Source organism: Streptomyces sp. NPDC052043 (assembly GCF_044548235.1).
Lineage (GTDB): Bacteria > Actinomycetota > Actinomycetes > Streptomycetales > Streptomycetaceae > Streptomyces.
The window spans coordinates 352,830-367,383 of the sequence record NZ_JBIUBT010000003.1; the positions used below are offsets into that span (position 1 = coordinate 352,830).

At 73.4% G+C, this 14,554-nt stretch carries 14 protein-coding genes; 8 read left to right on the plus strand and 6 right to left on the minus strand.

All coding sequences use genetic code 11. From position 1 onward, the window contains the following. Nucleotides 1-20: 20 nt before the first annotated feature. The 4 genes from glgA to ACIHCX_RS09460 all read left to right on the plus strand — a co-directional run bounded on the left by glgA (nucleotide 21) and on the right by ACIHCX_RS09460 (nucleotide 5,829). Nucleotides 21-1,172: a glycogen synthase gene (gene glgA / locus ACIHCX_RS09445; protein ID WP_400028166.1), complete on the plus strand. Its 1,152-nt coding sequence runs from the start codon at nucleotides 21-23 to the stop codon at nucleotides 1,170-1,172. A gap of 57 nt (nucleotides 1,173-1,229) precedes the next feature. Next, nucleotides 1,230-2,450, plus strand: a complete 1,221-nt coding sequence (gene glgC, locus ACIHCX_RS09450; RefSeq protein WP_400028168.1) for a glucose-1-phosphate adenylyltransferase — start codon at nucleotides 1,230-1,232, stop codon at nucleotides 2,448-2,450. A 438-nt stretch (nucleotides 2,451-2,888) separates the two neighbouring features. Then, nucleotides 2,889-4,250, plus strand: a complete 1,362-nt coding sequence (locus tag ACIHCX_RS09455; protein WP_400028672.1) for a wax ester/triacylglycerol synthase family O-acyltransferase — start codon at nucleotides 2,889-2,891, stop codon at nucleotides 4,248-4,250. Nucleotides 4,251-4,353: 103 nt separating this feature from the next. Then, complete coding sequence (locus tag ACIHCX_RS09460; protein WP_400028170.1) at nucleotides 4,354-5,829, plus strand: SDR family NAD(P)-dependent oxidoreductase; 1,476 nt, start codon at nucleotides 4,354-4,356, stop codon at nucleotides 5,827-5,829. Nucleotides 5,830-5,899: 70 nt separating this feature from the next. Here ACIHCX_RS09460 and ACIHCX_RS09465 read toward each other — a convergent pair whose 3' ends face one another. Beyond that, nucleotides 5,900-6,319, minus strand: coding sequence for a hypothetical protein (locus ACIHCX_RS09465; RefSeq protein WP_400028172.1), 420 nt, complete (start codon nucleotides 6,317-6,319; stop codon nucleotides 5,900-5,902). A gap of 442 nt (nucleotides 6,320-6,761) precedes the next feature. On the opposite strand from ACIHCX_RS09465, the gene ACIHCX_RS09470 reads away from it, so the two are divergent. Continuing rightward, complete coding sequence (locus ACIHCX_RS09470) at nucleotides 6,762-6,935, plus strand: hypothetical protein (RefSeq protein ID WP_400028174.1); 174 nt, start codon at nucleotides 6,762-6,764, stop codon at nucleotides 6,933-6,935. 55 nt (nucleotides 6,936-6,990) lie between these two features. Beyond that, complete coding sequence (locus ACIHCX_RS09475; RefSeq protein ID WP_400028176.1) at nucleotides 6,991-7,473, plus strand: GNAT family N-acetyltransferase; 483 nt, start codon at nucleotides 6,991-6,993, stop codon at nucleotides 7,471-7,473. Here ACIHCX_RS09475 and ACIHCX_RS09480 read toward each other — a convergent pair. Continuing rightward, nucleotides 7,454-8,815 carry an amidase gene (locus tag ACIHCX_RS09480; RefSeq protein ID WP_400028178.1) on the minus strand — a complete coding sequence of 454 codons (1,362 nt, stop codon included), beginning with the start codon at nucleotides 8,813-8,815 and terminating at the stop codon, nucleotides 7,454-7,456. The two genes, ACIHCX_RS09475 and ACIHCX_RS09480, sit on opposite strands and share 20 nt — an antisense overlap. Before the next feature lie 211 nt (nucleotides 8,816-9,026). Here ACIHCX_RS09480 and ACIHCX_RS09485 point away from each other — a divergent pair, with 211 nt between their 5' ends. Then, nucleotides 9,027-9,278: a hypothetical protein gene (locus ACIHCX_RS09485; RefSeq protein WP_400028180.1), complete on the plus strand. Its 252-nt coding sequence runs from the start codon at nucleotides 9,027-9,029 to the stop codon at nucleotides 9,276-9,278. Nucleotides 9,279-9,356: 78 nt separating this feature from the next. After that, nucleotides 9,357-10,574 (plus strand): SPFH domain-containing protein, encoded by a 1,218-nt coding sequence (locus tag ACIHCX_RS09490; protein WP_400028182.1) that lies wholly within the window; start codon nucleotides 9,357-9,359, stop codon nucleotides 10,572-10,574. A gap of 32 nt (nucleotides 10,575-10,606) precedes the next feature. On the opposite strand, the gene ACIHCX_RS09495 is transcribed toward ACIHCX_RS09490, so the two are convergent. The 4 genes from ACIHCX_RS09495 to ACIHCX_RS09510 all read right to left on the minus strand — a co-directional run bounded on the left by ACIHCX_RS09495 (nucleotide 10,607) and on the right by ACIHCX_RS09510 (nucleotide 14,551). After that, nucleotides 10,607-11,644 carry a sugar kinase gene (locus ACIHCX_RS09495; protein ID WP_400028185.1) on the minus strand — a complete coding sequence of 346 codons (1,038 nt, stop codon included), beginning with the start codon at nucleotides 11,642-11,644 and terminating at the stop codon, nucleotides 10,607-10,609. Nucleotides 11,645-11,723: 79 nt separating this feature from the next. Next, nucleotides 11,724-12,356, minus strand: a complete 633-nt coding sequence (locus ACIHCX_RS09500) for a bifunctional 4-hydroxy-2-oxoglutarate aldolase/2-dehydro-3-deoxy-phosphogluconate aldolase (RefSeq protein WP_400028187.1) — start codon at nucleotides 12,354-12,356, stop codon at nucleotides 11,724-11,726. A 107-nt stretch (nucleotides 12,357-12,463) separates the two neighbouring features. Continuing rightward, a complete protein-coding gene (gene dgoD / locus ACIHCX_RS09505; RefSeq protein ID WP_400028189.1) occupies nucleotides 12,464-13,609 on the minus strand; it encodes a galactonate dehydratase in 1,146 nt (381 codons plus the stop codon). A gap of 168 nt (nucleotides 13,610-13,777) precedes the next feature. Further along, entirely contained in the window at nucleotides 13,778-14,551 is a 774-nt protein-coding gene (locus ACIHCX_RS09510; protein WP_400028191.1) for an SDR family NAD(P)-dependent oxidoreductase, read from the minus strand. Nucleotides 14,552-14,554 lie beyond the last annotated feature (3 nt).

Sequence of the window (14,554 nt, forward strand, 5' to 3'; positions counted from 1 at the left end):
TTCGGACCAGGGGGTTGCGGGTGCGCGTGGGACTGCTGACCCGGGAGTACCCGCCGGACGTGTACGGCGGCGCGGGCGTCCACGTCGAGTTCCTCGCGCGGGAGCTCGGGCCGCTGGTGGACCTGGAGGTGCACTGCTGGGGCGAGGGCCGCGCCGACGGCGTCGTACGCCACCGCCCCTGGCCCGCGCTGGACGGCGCCAACGACGCGCTGCGCACCTTCTCCGTGGACCTCGCCATGGCCGCCGCGCTGCGCGGCCGCGAACTCGTCCACTCCCACACCTGGTACGCCAACCTCGCAGGGCACCTCGGCAAACTGCTGTACGGCGTGCCGCATGTGATGACCGCGCACTCCCTGGAGCCCCTGCGCCCCTGGAAGGCCGAACAGCTCGGCGGCGGCTACGCCCTGTCGGGCTGGGCCGAGCGCACCGCGATCGAGTCCGCCGACGCGGTCGTCGCGGTCTCCGGCGCGATGCGCGAGGACATCCTCGGCTGCTACCCGGCGCTCGACCCGGCCCGGGTGCACGTCATCCACAACGGCATCGACACCGGCCTGTACCGTGCGGACCCCGGCACGGACGCCCTCGACCGGGTCGGGCTCGACCCGGACCGCCCGTACGTGCTGTTCGTCGGCCGCATCACCCGGCAGAAGGGCGTGCCCCAACTGCTGCGGGCGGTCCGGGGCATCGACCCGGCCGCGCAGGTGGTGCTGTGCGCGGGGGCGCCGGACACACCGGAGATCGACCGGGAGTTCCGGGACCTGTACCAGGAGCTGAGCCGGACCCGCGAAGGCGTGCACTGGATTGCGCGGATGCTGCCGCGCCCGGACGTGATCCAGCTGCTCACTCATGCCGCCGTCTTCGTCTGCCCCTCGGTCTACGAGCCGCTGGGCATCGTCAACCTGGAGGCGATGGCGTGCGGCACCCCCGTCGTGGCCTCCCGGGTCGGCGGGATCCCCGAGGTGGTCGAGGACGGCCGGACGGGGGTACTCGTGCCCGTGGACGACGATTTCGAGGCCGGGCTCGCCCGCGCCCTCGACTCGGTGCTCGCGGACCGCGGCGGCGCCCGCCGCATGGGTGAGGCCGGACGACGGCGCGCGGTGGAGGAGTTCGGCTGGGACGCGGTCGCCCGGCGCACCGTGCGGCTCTACGAAGAGATCCTCGGACAGGGTTAGGGCTCAGTTCCTCCTGCCCAGGGGCAGGAGGCAGGCAACCGGGTGAGGGGAGCGGCCATGCGTCGTGGTGGACCTTCGGTCCTCGGAATCGTCCTCGCGGGCGGGGAGGGCAAACGGCTGATGCCCCTGACCGCGGACCGCGCCAAACCCGCGGTCACCTTCGGCGGCACCTACCGGCTCGTCGACTTCGTCCTGTCCAACCTCGTCAACGGCGACATCCTGCGCATCTGCGTGCTGACCCAGTACAAGTCGCACTCCCTCGACCGGCACATCACCACCACCTGGCGGATGTCCAGCCTGCTCGGCAACTACATCACCCCGGTGCCCGCGCAGCAGCGGCTCGGACCCCGCTGGTACCTGGGCAGCGCCGACGCGATCCTTCAGTCGCTCAACCTGATCCACGACGAACAGCCCGACTACGTCGCGGTGTTCGGCGCCGACCACGTCTACCGCATGGACCCGCGGCAGATGCTCAGGGAGCACATCGAGAGCGGCGCGGGCGTGACGGTCGCGAGCATCCGGGTGCCGCGCTCCGAGTCGTCGTCGTTCGGTGTGGTCACGCCCGGTTCGGACGGGCAGGCCGTGCAGCGCTTCCTGGAGAAGCCCGCCGAGCCTCCGGGGCTGCCCGACGACCCGGAGCACGTCTTCGCCTCCATGGGCAACTACGTCTTCACCACCAAGGTGCTCGTCGAGGCGCTCCAGCGGGACGCGGAGGACGACCGGTCGGTGCACGACATGGGCGGCTCGATCCTGCCGCGGCTCACCGACCGCGGCGAGGCGCGGCTGTACGACTTCGGCGCCCACCACGTGCCCGGCGAGACCAGCCGCGACCAGGGCTACTGGCGGGACGTGGGCACGCTCGACGCGTACTACGACGCCCACATGGACCTGATCGCCGAGCGCCCCGCGTTCAACCTCTACAACCGCGACTGGCCGATCTACACCCATTCGGGTCAGCTCTCGCCGGCCCGGTTCAACGCGGGAGGGATCGCGGGCGAGTCGATCATCAGCGCCGGCTGCCTGATCCGCGGGCAGGTCACCCGCTCCGTGCTGTCGCCGGGTGTCCGGGTCGACCCGGGCGCGGTCGTCCAGGGCTCGGTGCTGCACGACAACGTCCGGGTGGGCCGGGGCGCCATCGTGCGCGGCGCGGTCCTGGACAAGAACGTCGAGGTGCCCCCCGGCGCGACGATCGGCGTCAATCCCGAACGGGACGCCGAGCTGTACACCGTCTCCCCGGGCGGAGTGATCGCCCTCGGGAAGGGACAGCACGTCCCGTAGCCCCGACAGCGGGTTCCGTACCCCCCGGCAACGCGTCGTTCCGTAGCCCGCCGGGCGCCGACGGGACCGGCCCGAACGCTCGGGCCGGTGCGTCCGGCGGTGCGTCCGGGGGCGTGCGCGAGGCGCCGAGCCGCGACGCGTCGCGCGCGACACCCGCCGGTTGCCGGGCTGACCGGCCTCGAGCCCGGATCATGCAGGCAGTGACGTCTTACCCGGAGGTCTTCCCGCATGAGATCGACCCGCCGCCGCACCGGCCGCCGAGCCGCGCGACAACCGGCTCGGGGGCGAAGTGACCCCAAAGGGCCCAAGTGTCCCACCCCTTTCTCCCGGGGTCGGACTTAATCTGTTGTTAACTGAGAGTAGCTTGATCGTACTTGACTGTAATCAGTCGAGGGCGGTTGACTGCGCACACACCCACCGCCGATGCGAGGCAAGCCATTGACTCCCGACCTGCTCGCTCCCCTCGACCTGGCGTTCTGGAACATCGAGTCCGCCGACCACCCCATGCACCTCGGCGCCCTCGGGGTCTTCTCCGCGCACTCGCCGACCGCCGGAGCGCACGCGGCCGACCTGCTCGCCGCCCGCGCGGCCGCCGTGCCCGGCCTGCGCATGCGCATCCGGGACGTGTGGCGGCCGCTCGACCTGCGCCGGCCCCTCGCCCAGGGGCTGCGCCCGCCGCTCGGCTTCGGCGGCGCGGCCCGCGAACCCGATCCCGGCTTCGACCCGCTCCACCACGTCCGGCTGCACGCCCCGGCCAGGGACTTCCACGCGGCCGCGGGCCTGCTCATGCAACGCCCGCTGCAACGCAACCGCCCGCCGTGGGAGGCGCACGTGCTGCCGGGCGAGGACGGCGTGTCCTTCGCCGTGCTGTTCAAGTTCCACCACGCCCTCGCCGACGGCCTGCGCGCCCTGACTCTCGCCGCGGCCGTCCTGGACCCCATGGACCTGCCCGCCGTGCGACCCCGTCCGGCCGCGCCCGCACGTGGTCCGCTGCCCGACGTCCGCAAGCTGCCCGAGGCGCTGCGCGGCGCGCTGTCCGACGTGGGCCGCGCCCTGGACATCGGCGCCTCGGTCGCCCGCACGTCCCTCGCCACGCGTTCCACCCCGGCGCTCACCGCCGAGCCCACCGGGACCCGGCGCACGGCCGGGGCGGTCGTCGACATCGACGACGTGCACCTGGTCCGCAAGGCCGTCGGCGGCACCGTCAACGACGTACTGATCGCGGTCGTCGCCGGTGCGCTGCGGCGCTGGCTCGACGAGCGGGGCGAGGGCACCGAGGGGATCGCGCCCCGCGCCCTGATCCCGGTCTCCAGGCGCCGCCCGCGCAGCGCCCACCCGCAGGGCAACCGGCTCTCCGGCTACCTGATGGAACTCCCCGTCGGCGACCCGGACCCGCTGCGCCGGCTCGGCGCCGTCCGCGCGGCCATGGACCGCAACAAGGACGCCGGCCCCAACCGGGGCGCGGGCGCCGTCGCGCTGCTCGCCGACCACGTGCCCGCCCTCGGCCACCGGCTCGGCGGACCGCTGGTCGCCCAGGCCGCCCGGCTGTGGTTCGACATCCTGGTCACCAGCGTGCCGCTGCCCGGCATCGGCCTGAAACTCGGCGGTCACCCGCTCACCGAGGTCTACCCCTTCGCGCCGCTGGCCCGCGGCCAGTCCCTGGCCGTCGCCATCTCCACCTACCGCGGCCAGGTCCACTACGGGCTCGTCGCCGACGCGAAGGCCGTGCCCGACCTGAGAAGGCTCGCCCGCGCCGTGACGGAGGAGGTGGAGACGCTGATCACGGTCTGCGGCCCCTGATCACCGCCGTTTGGCCTACGGACCCGGCGCTGCCGTAAAATCCCCGGTTCGAAAGCAGGCGCGAGTCGGAGCGCCGCACGGGTGATCAGGGAACGGCAGCGCGATGACGGTGACAGACGACGGCTCGACGGCCACGGACGAAGTGGTGTACGGGCCCGGTATCGACCCCGAACGCCTCGCCGTGTGCCTCGATGTGCTCAGGGAGCTCGACGAGATCGAGGTGGACCACCCGGACGCCGTCGTCGTGCGCCGGGCCACCTCGCACATCTACCGCACGGTCAAGCAGCGCCGCCGCCAGGAGCGCCGGGCCGCCAAGACCGCGAACGACAAGGCGGTCACGGAGGCCACGGCCACCGGCTCCGCGCAGCGCATCGACGACGAGACCGAGGGCATCCTGCCCTCCTCCGTGACCGGGGCGGGGCAGATCGCGGGCATACTCCAGCGCCCGCGCTCCTGCTACGTCTGCAAGACCCGCTACGTCGAGGTCGACTACTTCTACCACCAGCTCTGCCCGCGGTGCGCCGACGAGAACCGCGCCCGCAGGGACGCCCGCGCCGACCTCACGGGCAAGCGCGCCCTGCTCACCGGAGGCCGCGCCAAGATCGGCATGTACATCGCGCTGCGGTTGCTGCGTGACGGCGCGCACACGACGATCACGACCCGTTTCCCCAGCGACGCCATCCGCCGCTTCAAGGCCCAGCCCGACAGCGCCGACTGGATCCACCGGCTGAAGATCGTCGGCATCGACCTGCGCGACCCGGCCCAGGTGGTGGCCCTGGCCGACTCGGTCGCGGCCGAGGGACCGCTGGACATCCTGATCAACAACGCCGCCCAGACCGTACGGCGCTCCCCGCAGGCCTACAGCGAGCTGGTCGCCGCCGAGTCGGGGCCGCTGCCGGCCGGTGAGCTGCCCGCGGCCGAGGTGATCGGCACGTTCGGCTCGGGGGCGGTCGCGGAGCTGCCGGTGGCGGGCGGCGGCGCGCTCACCGCCCAGGACGTCACCGACCTGGCCCTGGTCTCCGGCTCGGCGTCCCTGGAGCGGATCGCGGCCGGCACGGCCATCGACGCCGGCGGTCTGGTGCCCGACCTGCACGACACCAACAGCTGGGTCCAGGCGGTGGAGGACGTCACGCCGGTGGAGCTGCTCGAGGTCCAGCTCTGCAACTCGACGGCGCCCTTCATCCTGATCAGCCGGCTGCGTCCGGCGATGGCGGCCGCCGCGGCCCGCCGCACCTACATCGTCAACGTCTCCGCCATGGAGGGCGTGTTCGACCGCGGCTACAAGGGCGCGGGCCACCCGCACACCAACATGGCCAAGGCCGCCCTGAACATGCTCACGCGCACCAGCGCCGAGGAGATGTTCGAGAAGGACCGCATCCTGATGACGGCCGTCGACACCGGCTGGATCACCGACGAGCGTCCGCACCCCGACAAGGTCCGTCTCGCCGAGGCCGGCTTCCACGCCCCGCTCGACCTGGTGGACGGCGCCGCCCGCGTCTACGACCCGATCGTCCGCGGCGAGGCGGGCGAGGACCTGTACGGGGTCTTCCTCAAGGACTACGCGCCGGGCAAGTGGTGAACCGCTGACCCGGACGGCCCTCTCCGGCCGCCGGGGCCGGGTTGACGCCGTGTCAGTCGTGCCCGTTGCGTCAATCCACGGTCCGCAGCCGGAAGTTGCCCGCCGCGACCAGCTCCAGGACCGTGCGCCAGTCCTCCAGGACGCCCGCGTCGAAACCGGTGGTGCGGGCCTCCTCGGCCGCCTGGCGCAGCGACAGCGCGTCCTCCTCGGACAGGCGGGCGTCGGCGGGCGCGGCGTGCCGCCGTACGAGGCGGGAGACGCGCTCGCCGAGCAGCGCGCGCACCGCGCCCGCCGCCCGGTCGGCCGCACCGGCCCCGCTGCCCGGCCGCAGGAGGCGGCCGATGCCGTGCACGAGGCCCGCCACCTGGAGTTCCTTGTCGGCCGGATGGTGCCGGCGCAGCAGGGCGGCGGTGCGCAGCGCGTGGGTGCGGGTGTCGGGCGGGCAGGCGTACAGCAGGTCCATCAGCTCCTCGGCGCTGCGCAGCTCCATGCGTCGGTCCTCCCGCGAGAAAGCCGTCGTGGTGGGTCAGCAGAACATGGCGAGCTTGCGGCGCGGCCAACGGAACCTGAACTGTCCCACGAGTGCGCCGGGTAGCCCTCAGGAGTGAATCCGGCTCGGCACATGATGCGACAAATCGGCCTGTAAGTGGTCCAATCAACACGCGTGACGTCAGATAGTTACCTGCTTTTTGCAGCCCCATCGAGCGGGGGGCCGCTCATTTGGTTAATCTGGGGTGGACGGACAGCGACTAGGGGTTCCATCCACACCCATGGTCCGTCCCGGGGCAAGCCGGTGCACCACGGCCTGCTCGCACCTCAGTTGCCGACGCCACCGCGTCCGAGATGCCATGACCAGACCCGAGCGGGCTTCGGGCGGCGCGGTGCCGACCGGCCGCATGCCCCGAGGGTGACCGACACATAAGGAGTGCGCGGTGACACCGGAGAAGACGAATCGCGAGCAGCGACCCGACGAACGCACGGAGCGCGCGGGCCGACGGCCCGCAGACCTGGGCAGCCTCGACGTGTGGGCCCGCTCGGCCCCGATCCGCCTGGCGGGGTACGAGGACGACCTGGCCGAGCCGCACATCCTGCCCAGCGTGGACTGACCCGGCCAGAACCCGTCGCGATCGCCGACCGCATGGGCGTGCCAGACTCACGCCCATGCAGATCAGAGAAGCCACGGCCGAGGACTGGCCACGGATCTGGCCCTTCTGGCACCGGATCGTCGCCGCCGCCGAGACCTATGCCTGGGACCCGGACACCTCCGAGGAGGAGGCCCGCGCCCTGTGGATGGGCCCCGCCAAACGCGTGTACGTCGCCGAGGACGACACCGGGGCGGTCCTCGGCTCCGCCTACATCACCCCCAACTACGGTGGTCCCGCCGCCCGCGTCGCCAACGCGGGCTTCATGGTCGACCCCGACCGGTCCGGCAGGGGCGCCGGCCGCGCCCTGGCCGAGCACGTCCTCGAGGCCGCGACGGCCGCCGGCTACCGGGCGATGGTGTTCAACGCCGTCGTCGAGACCAACCCCGCCGTCGGGCTGTGGACCTCGCTCGGCTTCCGGATCCTCGGCACGGTCCCGGAGGCCTTCGAGCACCCCCGGCACGGCCTGGTCGGCCTGCACATCATGTACCGGGCCCTCTGAGGGGCAGGTCCGCCGTCCGGGGCCACGGACGCAGCCGCTCGATCTGCTCCGCCAGGTCCAGCAGATCCGCCTCCGAGCCCGGACGTCCCACCAGTTGAACGGCGCACGGGGCGCCCGAGGGCAGCGTGCCGAACGGCACCGCCATCGCGGGCCAACCGGTCAGGTTCCACGGCGGGGTCATCGGCGAGTAGCCGGTGTCGGCCAGCACGTTGCGCAGCCAGCCCCGCTCGTGCCAGGGCCCGGCCTGCGGGGAGCGGCGGGCCAGCGCGGGCGTGAGCAGCACGTCGTACTCGGCGAAGAACGGCTCCAACCGCCGCCGCAGCGCCTCCCGGCGCGTGTCCGCGCGCACCCCCTTCAGGAACCGTCGTCCCACGGCGGCGTGCACCCGGGTGCGCCGGGCCAGCCGCCGCGGGTCCAGGCCCGCCGCGTCCACGGTCGTGCCCGCCGTCCAGTACCGCAGAGCCGTCACGCCCAGCGACATCGGATACGGCGGCTCGGCCCGGCGGACCCGGTGGCCGGCCCCCGCCAGCAGCCGTGCCGCGTCCCTGGTCGCGGCGGCGTAGGGCCTGCTCACGTTCACCCCGGCGAGCGGGCTGCGCACGGAGACGGCGATCGCGCGCGGGGCCGCCTCCCGACGGCGTACGGGCTCGGTGCCGGCCAGCACGGAGAGCATCAGCCGCGCGTCCTCGACGGTCGTGGCGAGCGGCCCGTTCTCGGACATGCCGAACCAGTCGCCCTCACCGATCCCGGCGGGCACCACCCCGTGCCCCGGCTTGAGGGTGACCAAGCCGCAGTTGGCGGCCGGGATGCGCAGCGAGCCCATGCCGTCGTTGCCGAGGGCGATCGGGACCATGCCGGCGGCGACCGCCGCCGCGCTGCCGCCCGAGGAGCCGCCCGCGTTCCGGGTGGTGTCCCAGGGGTTGCGGGTGATGCCGTGGACGCCCTCCGTGGTGCCGAAGACGCACAGCTCGGGCACGTTCGTCAGCCCGACGACCACCGCGCCCGCCGCCCGCAGCCGGGCCACCGTGACATGGTCGTCCGCGGCCGGTGTGTCCGGGGTCGCGGCCGACCCCGCGCGGCCGGACTCGCCCCGCACCGCCAGGTTGTCCTTGACGGCCACTGGCACTCCCGCGAGCGGCAGTCCGGCCAGGTCGCCGCGGGCCGCCACCTCGTCGGCCTCCGCCGGCGCCGCCTCGGCGCGGACGGTGCGGAAGGCGCCGACGCGGCCGTCGAGCCGCTCGATCCGGGCGAGGTGCTCGGCCACCACCTCGCGGGGCGTGGCCCGTCCCTCGCGGACGGCGGCGGCGATCTCGGCGGCACTGCGGCCGGCCCAGTTGGTCACGGGCGCTCCTCGGAAAGGGGACGGGCGGTTCTGTACTCGCGAGTACGCAGCGAGGACGTAGGGAGCACTGTGCCCGGCGGCCGGTGCCGCGTCGAGAGGGTGACCGTCGCGCAAAGGCCGGTGCAGCGGCGTATGCGGCCGGTTCGAGTGGGTCTAAGGTCGAAGGCAGAGGACGCGTACGAGGGGAAAATACGAGGGGAACCGGTCGGCGATGGCACAGGACGAGGCCGTGATCGGCTGCACGGGGGAGCTTCTCGTCGGAACGCGCGGTACCGCCGGTCCGGGCGAGATCCTGGTACGGGTCAGAGGCGGTTCCGAGACCTTCCTCGCCTGGTCGCAGGAGCCGCTGCCGATCGGTGCGACGGTGCTCGTGGTCGAGTCACGCGGATGCCGTGAGGTCGACGTCATCGCGTGGGGCGACCCCCTGGAGAGATTGCGGGACGATTCTGTCGATCTGGACTGATCCGGTTGGTGTGGCTGATCCGGTTGATCCGGCTGAGTCAGAGCAACCGGACTGACCCGGGCTAAGGAGAACAAGACCATGTTCGGTTACCGCGTTCCCGCCCCCGACGAGGCGATGCTGATCTCCGGAGGCAGGCGGGGACTGGGGGGCGCACCGTTCCGGGTGGTGACGGGCCACGGCAAGTTCGTGCTCCCCGTCTTCCGCAAGGTCCGCTTCCTCACCCTGTCCATGTGCGAGTCCGAGGTCGTCGAGACCTGCGTCACCAAGCAGGGCATCGCGCTGCACGTGCGCGCCGTCATCGCCTTCAAGGTCGGCAACGACACCGAGAGCATCATCAACGCGGGCCAGCGGTTCCTCTCCGACCAGGACCAGATGTCGGTCCTGACCGGCCGGATCTTCGCCGGTCACCTGCGGGCCATCATCGGCTCGATGACGGTCGAGGAGATCGTCACCGAACGGCAGAAGCTCGCCGCCGAGGTGCTGGACACCTCGAAGACCGAGATGGCGAAGATCGGCCTGATCGTGGACTCGCTGCAGATCCAGTCGATCGACGACGGGGACACCGGCTACATCGACGCGATGTCCGCACCGCACAAGGCGGCCATCCGGCGGCAGGCCCAGATCGCCCAGGCCCAGGCCAACCAGGCCGCCGCCCAGGCGGAGCAGGAGGCGGCGCGCAAGCAGGCCGAGTACGCCCGGCAGACCGCCGTGGTGAAGGCCGAGTACTCGGCCGAGGTGGACCGGGCCCAGGCGCAGGCGGCCCAGGCCGGCCCGCTGGCCCAGGCGCACGCCCGGCAGGAGGTGCTCGACGCCCAGACGGAACTGGCCCAGCGGCAGGCCAGGCTGCGCCAGCAGGAGCTGGTGGCCGAGATCGTGAAGCCCGCCGAGGCCGAGGCCGAGCGGGTCAGGGTCCTCGCCGCCGCGGAGGCGCAGCGGATGAAGGTCCAGGCCGAGGCCGCGGCGTCGTACGACCGTGTCGCCCTGGACCGGATGCTGATCGACCAGCTGCCGCTGATCGTGAAGGAGGCGGCGGGAGGCCTCTCCGGGGCCAACGTCAACGTCCTGAACGGCGCCGACGGGCTCGGCGAGATCGCGGCGGGTCTGGTCGCCCAGGGGCTGACGATCCTGGACTCGGTCCGGCAGAACCTGAACGGCCACGGCGACCGGAACCCCGGCGGCGCCCGCCCCGGGCAGAGCGACGGACTGCCCGAACTGCGGGGCCCGAACACGCCGCGGCCGGACACCGACGCGAGGACGCCGGGCGACGGGGAACAGCCGGGCTCTGCCACGTCGTGAGGACCTGACCGGCCGGCCGTCACCCCGAGGGGTCACTGTCCGGGCTCAGGAAGAGAGGAGGGGTGCCCGACGTCCTCGGGGTACGCGATGCCCACCGTCCCGGCCCAGGCCGGGTCATCCGCGTCGAGCAGTGCCTCCAGGAGATCGCCGGGCGGCAACGGGCCGTGGTCGGCGGTGACCCTCAGCGCGGACACCGCCGTGAGATGCCCGCGCCGCAGCGCGCGGACCGGATCGCTGCCACGGAGGAGTCCGGCCAGGAAGCCGGCGGCGAAGGCGTCGCCGGCCCCCACCGGTTCCACCACCTCGACCGTCAGGGCCGGCACGGTCACCGTCGCGGAGCCGAGGAAGGCCGTGGCGGCACGGGCACCGTCCTTCACCACGAGCACCGCGGGTCGCGGGATCAGTGCCCTGACGGCTTGGGCGTCGGCCAGTTCGCCGCCCCACAGCATCCGGGCCTCGTCGAGGCCGACGAAGACGATGTCGGCGCGGTCGGCCAGGGTGCGCAGAGTCTTCGCCGCCGTCCCGTCCGCCCACAGTGCCGGCCGGTGGTTGACGTCGAAGCTCACGGCGTAGGGCCGGTCGGCCGGGTCGGACGGCAGGGCGGCCTCCACGAGCGCACGGCAGGACGCGGAGAGCGCCGGGGTGATGCCGCTCAGGTGGAGCAGCGCCGCGCCACGCACCGGGTCGCCCGCCAGGACCCGCGGGTCCATCGCGGAGGCCGCCGAGGAACTCCGGTAGTAGTGCACCCGGGTGCCTTCCGGCCCGGGGTCCTTGACGATCAGCCCGGTGGGCCGGGCCGGGTCGATGCGCACGCCGGACACCCCGACTCCGGACGCGCACATGCGGTCGAGCACCCGCTGCCCGAAAGGGTCGTTCCCGAGCGCGGACACCCAGTGCACGGGCACGCCGTGGTCGGCAAGGTACCTCGCCACGTTGGACTCCGCCCCGGCCACGTCCAGCCGCAGCAGGTCGGCGGAGCGCAACGGCGCGACGGGCTCGGGGGCCAGTGCTGCCATGGTCTCGCCGATGCAGACCACCGGTCCGGGAGCCGGCCGCCAGGAGAAGGTCATCGGCGGCCCCCGGGCCGGTAGCGGTGCACGGCTCCCGCTCCCCGGACGGCGACCCGGAGCCCCCCGTCCGCGTCCACGGTCATGCCGTCCGCTCCCGGACCACGGCGAGGAAGGAGCGCGCCCGCACACGCAGGGTGTCGAGGTCGCCGCCGTCGGCCGCGTCCCCGACCAGGGGGCCGCCGACGCCGACCGCGGTGGCGCCTTCGGCGAGATGGCGGCGGGCGGCGTCGGCGTCCACTCCGCCGACCGGCACGAGGGGCGCGTCGGGGAAGGGGCCGCGCAGCGCTCGTACGAACTCCGGGCCGCCGGCCTGGGCGGCCGGGAAGAGTTTCAGTGCGCTGACGTCCTGCTGGAGCGCGGCCATGAGTTCGGTCGGGGTCATGACCCCGGCGAGCACGGGCAGCCCCAGCCGCCGGGCTTCGAGGACTCCTGCCCCGAGCCCCGGGGTGACGATGAAGTCCGCACCGGCGCGGTGGGCGCGACGGGCGTCGTCGGTGGTGACCACGCTACCCGCGCCCAGCGGGGCATCGGGGCCGAGAGCGGCCCGGGCCCGGGACAGGACGTCCAGGGCGTCACGGCCGGAGAGCGAGACCTCGACCAGGACCACGCCCTCCTCGACCAGGGCGAGCACGGTCCGCAGTGCGGCCTCGGGGTCGCTGCCACGCACGACGGCGAGCAGGCGGTGGGCGCGCAGAGCGCCGAGCAGGTCCATGCGGTCGGCTCCTTTCACGTCGGGACAACTGCGGCCGGAGGTCACGGAGTCGGTGGGCGGTCGGCGGACGTCACCGGCTTCGCCGGGACCGCCGGCCATGGCCTGGCTCACCATTCGGCGAAGGAGCCGTCGGGGTGCCGCCACACCGGGTTGCGCCAGGCATGCCCGTGCCGGTCGGCGGCCCGTACGGCCGCCTCGTCCACGGTGACGCCGAGCCCCGGCAGGTCGGTGCGTCGGGCGTGGCCGTCGACGAACCGGAAGGGTTCGGGGTCGACCAGGTAGGACAGCAGATCAGCGTCCTTGTTGTAGTGGATGCCCAGGCTCTGTTCCTGGATCAGGAAGTTGGGCGTGCTGAACGCGATCTGCAGGCTGGCGGCGAGGCTGATGGGACCCAGCGGGCTGTGCGGGGCCAGGTGAGCGCCGTAGGTCTCCGCCAGGGCGGCGATCCGGTGCACCTCGGAGATGCCGCCGGCGTGCGAGAGGTCGGGTTGGGCGACGGCGATGCCGGCCGTGAGTGCGGGCAGGAATTCCGCCCGGCCGTACAGCCGTTCGCCGGTGGCGATCGGCACCGGGCTGCTGTTCACCAACGAGGCGAGCAGGTGGCCTTGTTCGGGCAGGACCGGTTCCTCGACGAACAGGGGGTGCAGGGGAGCGATCGCGGCCAGGACACGGCGGGCGGAGGCCGGTGTGAACCGACCGTGGCAGTCGACGGCGACGTCCCGGTGGGGGCCCAGGATGTCGCGGGCGGCGGCCACCCGTGCGACGACCGCCGCCGTCTCGGCGGCGGTGGTGATCGGAGAGGTGCGGCCGGCCGCGTTCATCTTCACGGCGGTGAAACCGGCCTCGATCTGCGCGGTGATCTGCTCGGCGAGCTCGACGGGCTCGTCGCCGCCGATCCAGGCGTACACCCGGACCGTGTCGCGCACCGGGCCGCCGAGGAGGGCGTGCACGGGGGCGCCGTAGAACTTCCCGGCGATGTCCCACAGGGCCTGGTCGACACCGGCGACCGCGCTGGACAGGACCGGCCCCCCGCGGTAGAAGCCGCCTTTGCTCAGCACCTGCCAGTGGTCCTGGATGCGCAGCGGGTCCTTCCCCACGAGGTATTCGGCGAGAACGTCCACGGCTGAGCGGACGACCTCGGCTCGGCCCTCGACCACGGGCTCGCCCCAGCCCACGACACCGTCGGCGGTCTCGATCCGGCAGAACAGCCAGCGGGGCCGAACGAGGAACGTTTCCACGCGAGTGATCTTCACCTGCGGCTACCGGCCTTTCCTTCAGTGGGGCGGCGGGCCGTGCCGGGGTCGTACACGGCCTCGTCGAGCGGGGCGCCGACGGCTCCCCGCGTGGTCCTGCCGCGCACCCCGCGGCTCACCTGCCCGGGCACGGGGCCCTCGTCCCTGGACGGCGGTGCGGACCGGCACTCATGCCGAGGCCTTGACGACGCTCCAGCCTCCGTCGACGAGCAGGCTCGCGCCGGTGATGTAGGAGGCTTCGTCCGAGGCGAGGAAGGCGATGGCCGCGGCGACCTCCTCGGGCCGGCCGAAGCGGCGTGCGGCGGTCTCGGCCACACTGCGCCGGCGGTCCTCCTCGGACACCCTGTCCCAGGCCCCGGTCAGGATCGGCCCCGGCAGCACCGCATTGACCCGCACCTCGGGCCCGTACTCGGCGGCGAGCTGGCTGCACAGCGAGAGCAGTCCGCCCTTGGCCGCAGCGTAGGCGGGATGGCCGGGGATGCCCTTGTGGGCGTGTACGGAGGAGGTCAGCACGACCGCGCCGCGCCGCTCGCGAAGATCCGTCAGCGTGGCGCGGAACCCGAGGAAGCCGGCCGTGAGGTTGACCGCGAGCTGCCGATCCCAGGAGGCCGTCGAGGTTTCGTGGGCCGGGGCCACGTCCACCGTGAAGGCATTGCTGACCAGGACGTCGATCGGGCCGAAGGCGTGAGCGGCGGCGATGACGCGCTGCCAGTCCTCTTCGCCGGCCGCGTCCGCCCTGACGAACGCGGCCCGGCCGCCGCGCCCGCGGATCTTCTGAGCGGCACGCTCTCCGCGCTCGGCGGCGATGTCCGTGAGCACGACGGCGGCCCCCTCGTCGGCCAGGCGGGCGGCGCTCGCCGCGCCGATTCCCGAGGCCGCGCCGGTCACCACGGCCACCCGGCCGGGGAAGCGGGCGCCGTTGCCAGGTGCCTGTCCGCTCACGGG

Bases quoted from the DNA above. Each gene is read 5' to 3' on its own strand.
- ACIHCX_RS09485 (WP_400028180.1), top strand. From the start codon at position 9,027: ATGGCACAGGACGAGGCCGTGATCGGCTGCACGGGGGAGCTTCTCGTC.
- ACIHCX_RS09465 (WP_400028172.1), bottom strand. From the start codon at position 6,319: ATGGAGCTGCGCAGCGCCGAGGAGCTGATGGACCTGCTGTACGCCTGC.
- glgC (WP_400028168.1), top strand. From the start codon at position 1,230: ATGCGTCGTGGTGGACCTTCGGTCCTCGGAATCGTCCTCGCGGGCGGG.
- ACIHCX_RS09495 (WP_400028185.1), bottom strand. From the start codon at position 11,644: ATGACCTTCTCCTGGCGGCCGGCTCCCGGACCGGTGGTCTGCATCGGC.
- ACIHCX_RS09500 (WP_400028187.1), bottom strand. From the start codon at position 12,356: ATGGACCTGCTCGGCGCTCTGCGCGCCCACCGCCTGCTCGCCGTCGTG.
- ACIHCX_RS09490 (WP_400028182.1), top strand. From the start codon at position 9,357: ATGTTCGGTTACCGCGTTCCCGCCCCCGACGAGGCGATGCTGATCTCC.
- ACIHCX_RS09460 (WP_400028170.1), top strand. From the start codon at position 4,354: ATGACGGTGACAGACGACGGCTCGACGGCCACGGACGAAGTGGTGTAC.
- ACIHCX_RS09475 (WP_400028176.1), top strand. From the start codon at position 6,991: ATGCAGATCAGAGAAGCCACGGCCGAGGACTGGCCACGGATCTGGCCC.